This is a genomic window from Sporosarcina sp. BI001-red, from assembly GCF_003384035.1.
Lineage (GTDB): Bacteria > Bacillota > Bacilli > Bacillales_A > Planococcaceae > Sporosarcina.
The window spans coordinates 1-13,177 of sequence record NZ_QQAK01000014.1 but is presented as its reverse complement, the minus strand read 5'-3'; the positions used below and the strand labels follow the sequence as shown (position 1 = coordinate 13,177).

The window sequence follows — 13,177 nt, the reverse complement described above, 5'->3', positions numbered from 1 at the left end:
TTTGAAACGTAAATGGAAAGTAATGACTATTTTCGGAACGCGACCGGAGGCCATCAAAATGGCACCACTCGTTCTCGAACTGCAAAAGCATGAAGACGAAATTGAATCGATTGTAACTGTAACTGCGCAGCACCGCGAAATGTTGGACCAAGTGCTGAAAACGTTCGGTATCACACCAGATTTCGATCTCAACATTATGAAAGATCGTCAAACCCTTATCGACGTGGCAACACGTGGTCTTGAAGGGCTTGATGGAATCATGAAAGAAGCACAACCGGATATCGTCCTCGTTCACGGGGACACAGCAACCACATTTGTCGGCAGTCTCGCAGCATTTTATAACAAAATTGCAGTTGGACACGTCGAAGCGGGTCTTCGTACATGGGACAAATACTCACCATATCCGGAAGAGATGAATCGTCAGCTAACGGGCGTCATTGCAGACCTTCATTTCTCACCAACAGAAAAGTCGGCGCAAAACCTGATTAATGAAGGAAAGCCGGAAAACCGGATCTACATCACGGGGAATACGGCGATCGATGCGCTACATACAACTGTCGATGACACGTACACGCATCCGATTTTTGAGAAACTCGGGAATGACCGACTTGTCCTGTTGACCGCACACCGTCGCGAAAACTTAGGGGATCCAATGCGTAACATGTTCCGCGCGATTAACCGCCTACTTGAAAAACACGGAGACATTCAAGTGATTTATCCCGTGCACATGAACCCTGCAGTCCGTGAAGTTGCAGATGAATTGCTCGGCAATAACGATCGAATTCACTTAATCGAGCCACTCGAAGTTGTGGACTTCCATAACTTTGCAGCACGGTCACATATCATCTTGACCGATTCTGGCGGCATCCAAGAAGAAGCCCCTTCACTTGGGAAACCCGTTATCGTCCTTCGCGACACAACAGAACGACCAGAAGGAATCGACGCAGGAACACTCAAATTAGCGGGTACTGACGAAGATACGATCTTTAACATGGCAGACGAACTTCTATCAGACCAAACCGCATACGAATCCATGGCAAAAGCGTCCAATCCATACGGAGACGGTCACGCATCCGAACGAATCGTAGAAGCGCTAAAAAAATACTTAAACGAACAAAATTAATTGTATAAAAGTTAGAGAAAAAGCAGAGGCTAACAACCCTCTGCTTTTTGTATTTCTATTTATGGCAACCTATCTCTTTTGATTTGAAATAGAATGCCCAATTAAACAACTTACCGGATTATTGCTAGTCTAAGGGAGAGAGGACCTGGCTATGTGCAAGCCTGAATCCTGAATCCTATCTCTTCGTGTGCATAAACACGCACAAATTGTTGTGAAAATTCGCACGTCAAACAATCGATAATTCACAGATTTAAAGAAATACAACTATTTACTCAGGAAGTGTGTCGATTGTTTGACAGTCCTTAGAGTATGTGAAGAATTTCACGGGAATCAATTGACATCAAAATACTGCTATTGTATGCTTACAGAGGGTAATAATGATAGGGTTTATACATAGATGAATCAGCTGAAACCGCTTGATTTTTTGGCTAAGTTCTATCATCACTCGTAGCCTATCGCACTTGAATTTATGGGCATCTGTGCGGTACGTTGGACAACGTGTCCTGGTGAGCGCCAAGCAGGCGGCACTTTTCTTACCATTCTTAGTCCCGGTACTTCCCGAGACATCTGATCAGTAAGTGGTTGCCGTAAAACTAGGGATAAGCCAACGCGTACTAACCTGCGAACCCGCTCGTTGTTCGACTTTTCAACCAAACGTCGAACGTTTCAGTTTCTAACTAAACTTATCGTAATAGGAGACTCACCTACCATGCAGACAATGCAGGAAATTTTCGCAAGGCAAAAGAGAGCTCTATTTTTTTTGCTCGCATTGCTGATTTTAGGCTGGGCCTTTACGGGAGCGAAGGAGATTTTTGCTGGTCTTTTGCTAGGATTAATCTTCGGGTTGTATAATTTCTGGATACTTATCCGTAGAATGGAACAATTCGACAAGAAACTGGATCAGGGCAAAAAGGTTTCGCTCGGTTCGGGATTGCGTTTCGCTTCCGGAGTGGCTGCGGCCGCCATCGCGATGTCGATGCCAGAATACTTCAATCTGATCAGTACTGTGATTGGTTTGATGATTCCATATGCTCTATTGCTGTTCGATAGGATTTTTTATCATATGAAGCATCATTCTTAAGCTGATCACAAAAGGGAGGTGAACGAAACGTGGAACATAAAAATCCGAATCTTGATCTCTTCGGTATAAGCTTCAACCCGGCTAACATTTTGATGCTATTTGTTACGTGTCTCATCGTGTTCATCATTGCTGTTCTTGCTACACGGAAGATGCAGATGAAACCGACGGGCATGCAGAACTTCATGGAATGGATTATGGACTTCGTGAAGGGCATTATTAAAAACAACATGGACTGGAAAACAGGCGGCCGTTTCCACGTACTCGGCATCACGCTTATCATGTTCGTGTTTGTTGCCAATATGCTAGGGTTACCATTTTCTATTCAATGGGATGGGTACCTTTGGTGGAAATCACCGACAGCCGATCCAGTCATTGCGATGACGTTGGCAGCAACTGTTATTATCTTGACGCACTTCTATGGTGTAAAGATGCTCGGTGCTAAAGGATACTTCAAAACTTACCTTCAGCCGATGCCGTTTTTGGCGCCACTGAAGATCATTGAAGAATTCGCAAATACGTTGACACTCGGTCTTCGTCTTTACGGTAACATCTTTGCGGGTGAGATCCTGATTGGACTTCTCGCGACACTTGCAGCCGGCAGCTTCGGTGGATTCGTCGGAGCAATCGTTCCTGCACTCGCTTGGCAAGGGTTCTCGATTTTCATCGGAGCAATCCAGGCATTCATTTTTGTTATGTTGACGATGGTTTATATGTCGCACAAAGTGTCGACGGATCACTAAACATAAATCCCGCATGCGGGAACACGCACTACCAAACTAAACAATACTAGGAGGAAATAACACTATGACAGGTTCATTAGGTCTATTAGCAGCAGCTATCGCAGTTGGTCTTGGCGCACTCGGCGCTGGTATCGGTAACGGTTTAATCGTTTCAAAGACAGTTGAGGGGATTGCTCGTCAACCAGAAGCACGTGGCGTTCTTCAAACAACAATGTTCATCGGTGTTGCATTGGTTGAGGCTTTGCCAATCATCGCTACAGTTATCGCTTTCATCGTTATGAACAAGTAATTTACACAGATCCAACTAAGGTAGTTAATGAAACGGATAGGGCCTGGGCTGCTAAGCGGTCTTGCCAGCCTGTATGACTCCTTCTATTATCTAACCACTTTATAAGAACGTTAAACAATGGCGAAGAATGGAAAAAGATTTATCCTTCGCCATTCGTTTATGTCAGGGGATATCGGGCCAATCATGTGCTCGAACCAATCATTCTAACCAAAACGTTTGTACATCAGACGTAAGTTTTTGAAGGGAGTGAAACAATCGTGTTTTTGGATACCTTCGTCCTTTTGTCAAGCAATGCTGACTCAGGATTCTTATCCAGCCTGAACCAACGGCTGAACTTAGGTGATATCATTGCAACAGTGGTCTTCTTCACAATTCTCATGCTTCTTTTGAAGAAATTCGCATGGGGACCATTGATGGGGATTATGGATCAGCGTGCTGAAATGATTGCTAACGAAATCGAAGCGGCTGAACAAAGTCGTCTAGACTCGCAGAAATTGTTAGAAGAGCAACGCGCTCTTTTAAAAGAAGCACATACAAACGCGCAATCAATCGTTGAAAACGCGAAAAAGCAAGGCGAAGCACAGCGTGAGGAACTCCTTCACACGACACGCGCAGAAGTGGGTCGTTTGAAAGAGAGCGCAGCGCTCGAAATCGCAACAGAAAGAGAAAAAGCAATCGCGGCTGTCCGCGAAGAATTCGTATCTCTTTCGATCATGGCAGCGTCTAAAGTACTCGGTAAAGAAGTATCCGAGGAGGATAACCGCGCATTGATCGAAGAAACGATTGTGAAGGCAGGGGAAGGCCGATGAGCCGTTCTATCGTAGCGGAACGTTATGCAACTGGGTTGTTCAAAGCAGCTCAGGAACAAGGCGTCTTGCTCGCAGTCCACACTGACGTTCGAGAGCTTCAAGTAGCACTCAGCGGCAACAAAGACTTCGAGGAGCTTATGAGCTTACCACAACTGTCATTGGTCAAAAAAAGGGAATTGATTGCTAACATCCTGCCAGGTGCACAAGAGTTATTGCTTAATGCACTATACGTGATGCTCGATGCGGATCGTATGGATGAACTTAGCGACGTTCTTGAAGAATTCCACCAGTTAGCGAATGATGCATCCGGTGTTGCGGAAGCGACAGTCTATGCAATCCGTCCACTTACTGAACAGGAAGAAACAGCAATTTCCAGCGCGTTTGCCCATAAAGTTGGCAAACAATCGCTTCGTATTCAAACAATTATTGAACCAAAATTGATCGGAGGCATTCGCCTTCAGATCGGAAACCGAATCTTCGACAGCAGCATCAGCAGCAAGCTTGCTAAACTGCAACGTGCGTTGATTGGTTAAAATCTTAAAAGATGAGGGGTGACATACATGGGCATTAAAGCTGAAGAAATCAGCACACTGATTAAGCAGCAGATTGCAGGCTATCAGTCTGAGATGGAAGTTAGCGAAGTAGGTACTGTTCTCGCAGTAGGTGACGGTATCGCCCGTGCTCATGGTCTCGACAATGTCATGGCCGGCGAACTCCTAGAGTTCTCCACTGGTGTACTTGGTATGGCGCAAAACTTGGAAGCGAACAACGTAGGTATCGTTATCCTTGGACCATACAAAGACATCAAAGAAGGCGATGAAGTACGTCGTACAGGCCGTATCATGGAAGTTCCAGTTGGAGAAGCATTGATTGGACGCGTCGTCAATTCACTTGGACAACCAGTGGATGGACTCGGTCCGATTAACACTACTAAAACTCGTCCGATCGAAAGCCCAGCGCAAGGCGTTATGGCTCGTAAATCGGTTGATGAGCCACTTCAGACAGGTATCAAGGCGATTGACGCACTTGTTCCAATCGGTCGTGGACAACGTGAATTGATCATCGGTGACCGCCAAACAGGTAAGACTACTGTAGCGATCGATACAATTCTTAACCAAGCGGATCAGGATATGATCTGTATCTATGTAGCAATTGGTCAGAAGGAATCTACAGTTCGTGGTGTTGTTGAAACACTTCGTGAAAACGGAGCGCTTGACTACACAATCGTTGTAACTGCTTCTGCATCACAACCATCACCACTTCTTTACCTTGCTCCTTATGCAGGTATTACAATGGGTGAAGAGTTCATGTTCCAAGGCAAGCACGTTTTGATCGTCTATGATGATCTTTCTAAACAAGCTGCTGCATACCGTGAGCTTTCTTTGTTGCTACGCCGTCCTCCAGGTCGCGAAGCATACCCAGGAGATGTATTCTACTTGCACTCTCGTTTACTCGAGCGTGCTGCAAAATTGAACGACTCACTTGGTGGCGGTTCAATTACAGCCTTGCCATTTGTTGAAACACAAGCAGGCGATATCTCTGCATACATTCCGACGAACGTAATCTCCATCACAGATGGTCAGATTTTCCTTCAGTCCGATCTATTCTTCTCAGGTGTACGCCCAGCAATCAATGCTGGTCTTTCCGTATCCCGTGTAGGTGGATCTGCACAGATCAAAGCAATGAAAAAGGTTGCAGGAACACTGCGTCTTGACCTTGCTGCGTTCCGTGAACTTGAAGCGTTCTCTGCATTTGGATCAGATCTTGACCCCGCTACTAAAGCGAAACTTGACCGTGGACACCGTACTGTTGAAGTCTTGAAGCAAGATTTGAACAAGCCGGTTAAGGTTGAACATCAAGTCGTAATTCTTTACGCACTAACTCGTGGATTCTTAGATGATATCCCAGTTAAAGATATTCTTCGCTTTGAAAGTGAAATCACGATTTGGCTTGAAAGCAACCACACTGACGTATTGGAAACGATCCGTACTACGAAAGGTCTTCCTGCAGATGACGTATTTGCAGCAGCGATCAATGAGTTCAAAAAGAACTTTGCGGTTTCTGGACAATAAGTTAAGTAACGGATTACGGGACTAAAACTAAAAGGTGGTGAATAGCCAATGGCCTCATTACGCGAGGTAGAACAGCGCATTAAATCGACGAAGAGTACACGGCAGATCACAAAAGCGATGCAAATGGTCTCTGCTTCAAAATTGAGCCGTGCGGAAGCAAACGCGAAGAAATTCGTACCGTACATGGACAAGATTGAAGAAGTGGTCGGATCTATCGCTGCAGCGTCTCAAAACTCTGCACACCCGATGCTCGTTACTCGCCCAGTCAAGAAGACGGGATATATCATCGTCACTTCTGACCGTGGACTTGTTGGAGGGTACAACGCCAACATTCTACGTAAAGCGAAGCGTGCAATCGAAGCACGCCATGCATCTAAAGATGAAATCGTGCTCTTCGTAATCGGAAGTAAAGGAACTGATTTCTTTAGACGTCTCGGATTCCAAGTTGAAGAGAGCCTTGTAGGTGTGTCTGATCACCCTTCGTTCGAAGAGATAAAAAACATCGCGAATAAAGCTGTTGGCATGTTCACGGAAGGCAATTACGATGAGTTGTACCTTTATTACAACCATTTCGTCTCCGCCATCTCCAACGAAGCGACGGAACGAAAATTGCTTCCGCTAACTGATCTAGAACCATCTGGAGTGAGCTCATCTTATGAATTCGAACCTTCTGCGGAAGTGATTCTTGAATCCTTATTGCCGCAATATGCGGAGAGCCTCATTTTCGGAGCGGTCCTTGATGGGAAAGCAAGCGAACATGCTTCCAGTATGACTGCGATGAAAACTGCTACAGATAATGCAACTGATTTGATAGATGACTTGACGCTTGTATTCAACCGTGCCCGTCAAGCTGCGATTACCCAAGAAATTACGGAAATCGTTGCAGGCGTTGCAGCGCTCGAATAGGCGTAACGAAAACGAACGTACCAGTACGACAGGAGGGAAAAGCATGAGTAAAGGACAAATTCTTCAGGTAATGGGTCCAGTTGTTGACGTTCGCTTTGCGGATGGCCAACTTCCACAGATCTATAACTCCCTGAAAGTCCAAATCAATCGCCCAGGTGCTGAAGCAGAAACGCTCACACTTGAAGTGGCCTTGCACCTTGGAGACGATTCTGTACGTACGATTGCAATGTCCTCTACAGATGGTTTGAGACGCGGCGAAGAAGTAACAGATATGGGCGCGCCAATCTCAGTACCTGTTGGAGACGTTACACTCGGACGAGTATTCAATGTTCTTGGTGAGGAAATCGATCTTGGAGCGCCGTTAGCGGCAGACGTCCAACGCGATCCGATTCACCGTGAAGCACCATCATTTGAATTCCTTTCTACGAAAGTAGAAATTCTTGAAACAGGTATTAAAGTCGTTGACTTACTTGCCCCTTACATCAAGGGTGGTAAGATCGGTCTCTTCGGCGGAGCGGGCGTAGGTAAAACCGTTCTAATCCAGGAACTGATCAACAACATCGCACAAGAGCACGGCGGTATCTCGGTATTCGCTGGTGTTGGAGAGCGTACTCGTGAAGGAAATGACTTGTACTACGAAATGACGGATTCAGGCGTTATTAAGAAAACGGCGATGGTCTTCGGTCAAATGAACGAGCCACCTGGTGCACGTATGCGTGTTGCTTTGACTGGTTTGACAATGGCAGAGCACTTCCGTGACGAACAGGGCGCTGACGTTCTGCTCTTCATCGATAACATCTACCGTTTCACACAAGCTGGTTCTGAAGTTTCTGCCCTACTTGGTCGTATGCCATCAGCGGTTGGTTACCAGCCGACATTGGCAACTGAAATGGGTCAGCTTCAAGAGCGTATTACTTCAACTAACAAAGGTTCAGTTACATCGATCCAAGCGATCTATGTACCAGCCGATGACTATACAGATCCAGCTCCTGCAACGACGTTTGCTCACCTTGATGCAACGACGAACCTTGAGCGTAAATTATCTGAGATGGGTATCTACCCAGCGGTGGATCCACTTGCTTCGAGTTCACGTGCACTTAGCACAGATATCGTTGGTAAAGAACACTATGACATCGCAACTCAAGTACAACGTACGTTGCAACGTTACCGTGAACTTCAAGACATCATCGCAATCCTAGGGATGGATGAGTTGAGTGAAGATGACAAGCAGATCGTTGATCGCGCGCGTCGTGTTCAGTTCTTCCTATCACAAAACTTCCACGTTGCCGAGCAATTCACGGGCCAAAAAGGTTCGTACGTTCCGGTTGCTGAAACTGTACAAGGCTTTAAGGGTATCCTTGAAGGCAAATACGACCACATTCCTGAAGATGCATTCCGACTTGTTGGACGCATCGAAGAAGTTGTGGCTAAAGCAAAAGCAATGGGCGTAGAAGTCTAATAAAAGGGACCAGGAGGGAAAATTATGAAGATAAAAGTTAATATCGTCACTCCCGACGGCCCTATCAGCGAAACTGAAGCAGATATGGTGATAGCTGTTACCGAAACGGGTGAGCTTGGTATTTTACCAGGACACATCGCAATGGTAGCTCCACTTGACATCGGCGCACTTCGTCTGAAAAACGGCAATTCAACAGAACATGTGGCAGTAAACGGCGGCTTCTTGGAAGTCCGTCCGGATGTTGTCACAGTGCTTGCCCAAAGTGCAGAACTTGCTTCTGGCATCGACTTAGCACGTGCTGAACTTGCGAAACGTAAGGCAGAAGTTGAACTCCAGCAGATAACGAACAAGTTGGAGCATCAAATGGCTGAACTTAATTTACGTAGGGCCATTAACCGCATTAGAGTTTCCGGCATGTAAAGCGGAGACGAGCGAATCGGACAGAGGAGTATCTTCTGTCCGATTTTTTTAAGGAATACAAAAAACGTACTTCGTCATAAGAAGTACGCATCGGGAGTAGATGACTATGGATGCACTTGGCGTTAATCCATTATTAGCACTCGGATCACATATTTTTTTCATAGGGGTTTCGTTTTTTGCTTTGCAAGCGATATTACCACAAGCTATTATTCGTAAAAATCGTGTATTTCAAACACAATTATTATTTATTTTGTTGAGTATTGCCATCGGTTCTTCAGTATCAAATTTCCTTTTAGACATATCCTATTGGTCGGGAAGACTTCCTTTCATCTTTGGATGATCCGTCTTATCGCCGCGAAGACAACTGGTGCCTCTGGGGCAATGAGACGAATTACTTCATTAGAATTTGATGAGATAGGTTTACCTGTACCAGCACTGGGGAACAAAGTTGAATGTAACCTCTTTGTAATATGTCAGTCATAAAGAAATTGTAAAATACCCACACAGGACATCCTAACTGTACATAATTTAGATTATAGCTATGTTTTGTCGGAAAGGGTCACAATGGCGCTTGTGAAGTGGAGCGTGACGTTGTACAATGGACTGAGTTTGGATGATTTTTACTAGTATAACTAATGGGTTTTTGGATATGTAAACTTGTCACGTTTAAGAACGAATTATAACTTTGAGTCGGAGGGGCTTGTTTTGGATAAAATTATTATTAATGGTGGGCGACAACTGCACGGTACTGTGCGGGTAGAAGGAGCTAAGAACGCAGTGTTGCCGATACTCGCGGCTGCGTTGCTTGCTACTGAGGGCGTCAATGTCATCCGAGAAGTACCGAATCTTTCGGATGTTCGCACAATTAATGAAGTGCTTAAAAGCTTATATGCAAAAACAGAATATAAACCTGAAATTGGCGAGCTAATCATTGATTCCACGGAGACACTTACAAGTGAAGCACAATTCGAATACGTACGCAAAATGCGCGCATCCATTCTAGTAATGGGTCCACTTCTAGCGCGTAATGGCTTTGCACGTGTGGCAATGCCGGGTGGCTGTGCAATTGGATCACGTCCGATTGACCAGCACTTAAAAGGATTCGAAGCAATGGGCGCAGATATTTCGTTTGGCCACGGATTTGTTGAAGCACGAGCAAAGAATGGTCTTGAAGGTGCAAAAATCTATCTCGACTTCCCTAGTGTTGGCGCAACTGAGAACATCATGACTGCAGCTGCACTCGCTACTGGAACGACATTGATTGAAAATGCGGCAAAAGAGCCTGAAATTGTTGACCTCGCGAACTTTATCAACGAAATGGGCGGTAGAGTTATCGGTGCTGGAACAGACGTTATCCGTATCGAAGGCGTGAAAAAATTAGTCGGTGCGGTTCACAACATCATTCCTGACCGTATCGAAACAGGTACATTCATGGTCGCTGCAGCAATTACAGGCGGAGACGTGACGATTGAAAACGCGTTGCCTGAGCACAATGCAGCGCTAATCTCTAAGCTCCAAGAAATGGGCGTTGTCATTACTGAACTTGATGAAGGTCTTCGCATTACTGCGCAGCATCCATTGAAGTCGGTTGACTTGAAAACAATGCCACACCCTGGTTTCCCAACAGACATGCAGTCACAAATGATGGCACTTATGTTGAAAGCAGAAGGTACTGGTGTTCTAACAGAAACAGTATTTGAAAACCGTTTCATGCACGTGGAAGAATTCCGCCGTATGAATGCTGATATTAAAATCGAAGGTCGTTCAGTTATCATGAACGGACCCTCAAACCTACAAGGCGCTGAAGTAGCAGCAACCGATCTTCGCGCTGCAGCTGCACTCATCCTTGCTGGACTTGTCGCAGAAGGTGTTACGAGAGTCACTGAACTCATTCACTTAGATCGTGGCTACGTAAACTTCCATCAGAAACTGAAGGCACTCGGCGCAGATATCAGCCGTGTTTCTAGCGAATCTGAAACAGCAGATACAGAAGTCGTGCATTCATAATATGAAGTAAAGCTGTCCCTTTTAAGAGGGGCAGTTTTTTGTTTGCCTAAATTTAAACGTGTTTTAAAGTTGTTGTCGTTTGGTGTCGACAGGTCACGAGAGACTCCAGTTCTGTGAAAGTCAAAAACATCATCATAATTGGAGGTAAGAAAACATACCATGCAACATGGACAAAAGACTATTAGTAGTATTCATCATTTTCCTATTTTTTATACCTGTGCTTCTAAACTTGAAGTACAACAGACCACTAGACGCTAAGCCATCCGAGGAAATAGCTTGTGAGACCGAAATTACAGTAGAAGGAGAGGACAAGCCACTGCCACTTGAAGAGTACATTATCGGAGTCGTCGCATCTGAAATGCCAGTCGCTTACTCACTAGAAGCCCTGAAAGCACAAGCGATTGCAGCACGCACTTACGCACTCAAAGAAACGGCAGAAGGCACAAAACCGATCGGTCGGGACGTTAAATCACAAGTCTACTCCAACGAAAAAGAACGGAAAGAACGGTGGGGAAAAAGCTTCAAAGAAAACGAACAAAAAATTCAGCAAGCCGTTGAGGAAACAGCAGGCTCCATCATCATACACGACGAACAAATGATTACGGCCATGTTCTTCTCTACTTCAAACGGTCAGACGGAAACTGCTGAGAACTTCACAGGCAATTCAGTTCCCTATCTACAAAGTGTGGACAGCCCCGACGAACAAACTGTATCTGAAGAAGTGGAACGTACAGTCAATATGCCCCTGACTGAATGGAATCAAAAACTAGGGACATCATGGAAAGAGGACGATTTCCGTGCACTTCAGCTCGTCAGAAATGAGACGGGGCGCGTTCAAAGCGTACTATCTGGCACATTCGAAACAAGCGGTCGCGAAGTGCGTGAAAAGCTTAAGCTTCCTTCCACTGACTTCAATGTAGGGTTCGATGTGACAAACAAAATCGTCCACATTACGACGAAAGGATACGGTCACGGCGTCGGCATGAGTCAAAACGGCGCAGAAGCTTACGCGAAAAAGGGATGGACCGCAGAACAGATTGTCAAACACTACTATACCGGCACAGAAATAAAAACTTTTGAAAAATCGAAAGAGGAATGTTTAAAAAATCCTTAACTTGCAGAGAATAGCGAGTGAGGTGATCATAAATGAGAGAAGAAAAAAAACCGAACGCCCCTTCTCAGAAAAACAAGAGCACGAAAAGCAACTGGTTCTGGCCATCAATCTATGCAAGCTTTGCCCTGTTGTTCGTTGGAATGGTATGGGGATATAATGCATTGACGAAACCAGATACCGGTGAGCAGGCAGCCGTAGACAAAGAAAAGGCGAAAGAAGAAGTCACATTGGAAACAAACGCATCAAACGAAACATTGAAATACCCGTTTGATGAAGAACTTCTCGACCAAGTTGCCATTATTCAGGACTTCTATGATGCAAAAGCCGATGCATCCAGTCGTGAGAACGCACTACTCGTATTTAAACAGACATATGTTACAAATGAAGGCGTAACGATTGCGGTCGACGGCAAACCGTTCGAAGTAATGGCAGCAATGAGTGGAAAAGTAGAACAAATCGTCTCGGATCCATTCAAAGGTAGTGAAATCGTGCTCTCTCACAAAGATGGATTGAAAACGATCTACCGTTCCGTCACTGGCATTCTCGTAAAAGAGGGTGACGAGATTCAGCAGGGTGAAGCTCTAGCGCAAACTGCAGAAAACGAATGGAACCCAGAAGCGGGCGTCCACTTGCACTTCGAAGTACAAAAAGACGATGTAGCTGTGAATCCCCGTTCCTTCTTGGCCTTTTAAATGACTCTTTGAGCCAACCTGCCATCCTCCCGGCAGGTTTTTTTGTGCGAATAAACAGAGGGGAAGCTGACTGGGAAACTTGTGATGTGCTCATAATACGTGGGTCGTGCCCATAAACTTGTGAAAGTGATCATAAACCATGGGAAGTGCTCATAAAGCTGTGAAAGTGATCATAAATCTTGAGAAGTGCTCATAAAGCTGTGAAAGTGATCATAACTCTCGAGAAGTGCTCATAAAGCTATGAAAGTGATCATAAATCTTGAGAAGTGCTCATAAAGCTGTGAAAGTGATCATAAATCTTGAGAAGTGCTCATAAAGCTGTGAAAGTGCTTATAATCCGGTGAAGTCCATATAATTGTGTAAATAGGAAAAGGCCTTTCCATTCCTGTGATAAAATGTTTTCAGCGACGATAACATTGGAGGAATGGAAAATGGCCCAACTTAATTTTACCTTAGACATGGATA

The 13,177-nt window shown here is 45.1% G+C and carries 14 protein-coding genes; all 14 read left to right on the top strand.

The annotated features are described in order from the left end of the window. Positions 1-22: 22 nt before the first annotated feature. The 14 genes from wecB (at position 23) to DVB69_RS13140 (ending at position 12,712) form a co-directional block, all read left to right on the top strand. A complete protein-coding gene (wecB, locus tag DVB69_RS13205) occupies positions 23-1,123 on the top strand; it encodes a non-hydrolyzing UDP-N-acetylglucosamine 2-epimerase (RefSeq protein WP_370452992.1) in 1,101 nt (366 codons plus the stop codon). A 709-nt stretch (positions 1,124-1,832) separates the two neighbouring features. Then, a complete protein-coding gene (locus DVB69_RS13200) occupies positions 1,833-2,204 on the top strand; it encodes an ATP synthase subunit I (RefSeq protein ID WP_116019580.1) in 372 nt (123 codons plus the stop codon). Positions 2,205-2,233: 29 nt separating this feature from the next. Continuing rightward, positions 2,234-2,944 (top strand): F0F1 ATP synthase subunit A, encoded by a 711-nt coding sequence (gene atpB, locus DVB69_RS13195; protein WP_116019579.1) that lies wholly within the window; start codon positions 2,234-2,236, stop codon positions 2,942-2,944. 64 nt (positions 2,945-3,008) lie between these two features. Then, positions 3,009-3,233: a F0F1 ATP synthase subunit C gene (atpE, locus tag DVB69_RS13190; protein ID WP_116019578.1), complete on the top strand. Its 225-nt coding sequence runs from the start codon at positions 3,009-3,011 to the stop codon at positions 3,231-3,233. Positions 3,234-3,490: 257 nt separating this feature from the next. After that, complete coding sequence (atpF, locus tag DVB69_RS13185; RefSeq protein WP_370452984.1) at positions 3,491-4,042, top strand: F0F1 ATP synthase subunit B; 552 nt, start codon at positions 3,491-3,493, stop codon at positions 4,040-4,042. Then, on the top strand, positions 4,039-4,575 hold the full coding sequence (locus DVB69_RS13180; protein WP_116019577.1) for a F0F1 ATP synthase subunit delta: 537 nt from the start codon (positions 4,039-4,041) through the stop codon (positions 4,573-4,575). The genes atpF and DVB69_RS13180 overlap by 4 nt, the downstream gene beginning before the upstream one ends. 27 nt (positions 4,576-4,602) lie before the next feature. Continuing rightward, positions 4,603-6,114 carry a F0F1 ATP synthase subunit alpha gene (atpA, locus tag DVB69_RS13175; protein ID WP_116019576.1) on the top strand — a complete coding sequence of 504 codons (1,512 nt, stop codon included), beginning with the start codon at positions 4,603-4,605 and terminating at the stop codon, positions 6,112-6,114. A 48-nt stretch (positions 6,115-6,162) separates the two neighbouring features. Further along, positions 6,163-7,020: an ATP synthase F1 subunit gamma gene (atpG, locus tag DVB69_RS13170; protein WP_116019575.1), complete on the top strand. Its 858-nt coding sequence runs from the start codon at positions 6,163-6,165 to the stop codon at positions 7,018-7,020. Between the two features lie 43 nt (positions 7,021-7,063). Beyond that, on the top strand, positions 7,064-8,479 hold the full coding sequence (gene atpD, locus DVB69_RS13165; RefSeq protein WP_116019574.1) for a F0F1 ATP synthase subunit beta: 1,416 nt from the start codon (positions 7,064-7,066) through the stop codon (positions 8,477-8,479). Between the two features lie 21 nt (positions 8,480-8,500). Further along, the gene (locus DVB69_RS13160; protein ID WP_116019573.1) at positions 8,501-8,899 is read left to right on the top strand and encodes a F0F1 ATP synthase subunit epsilon; all 399 of its coding nucleotides are present in this window, start codon (positions 8,501-8,503) and stop codon (positions 8,897-8,899) included. Positions 8,900-9,005: 106 nt separating this feature from the next. Further along, entirely contained in the window at positions 9,006-9,239 is a 234-nt protein-coding gene (locus DVB69_RS13155) for a DUF1146 family protein (protein ID WP_370452983.1), read from the top strand. A 365-nt stretch (positions 9,240-9,604) separates the two neighbouring features. Then, the gene (murA, locus tag DVB69_RS13150) at positions 9,605-10,906 is read left to right on the top strand and encodes a UDP-N-acetylglucosamine 1-carboxyvinyltransferase (protein ID WP_116019571.1); all 1,302 of its coding nucleotides are present in this window, start codon (positions 9,605-9,607) and stop codon (positions 10,904-10,906) included. Positions 10,907-11,072: 166 nt separating this feature from the next. After that, the gene (spoIID, locus tag DVB69_RS13145; RefSeq protein WP_116019570.1) at positions 11,073-12,020 is read left to right on the top strand and encodes a stage II sporulation protein D; all 948 of its coding nucleotides are present in this window, start codon (positions 11,073-11,075) and stop codon (positions 12,018-12,020) included. Positions 12,021-12,052: 32 nt separating this feature from the next. Then, entirely contained in the window at positions 12,053-12,712 is a 660-nt protein-coding gene (locus DVB69_RS13140) for a M23 family metallopeptidase (RefSeq protein WP_116019569.1), read from the top strand. Positions 12,713-13,177: the final 465 nt, after the last annotated feature.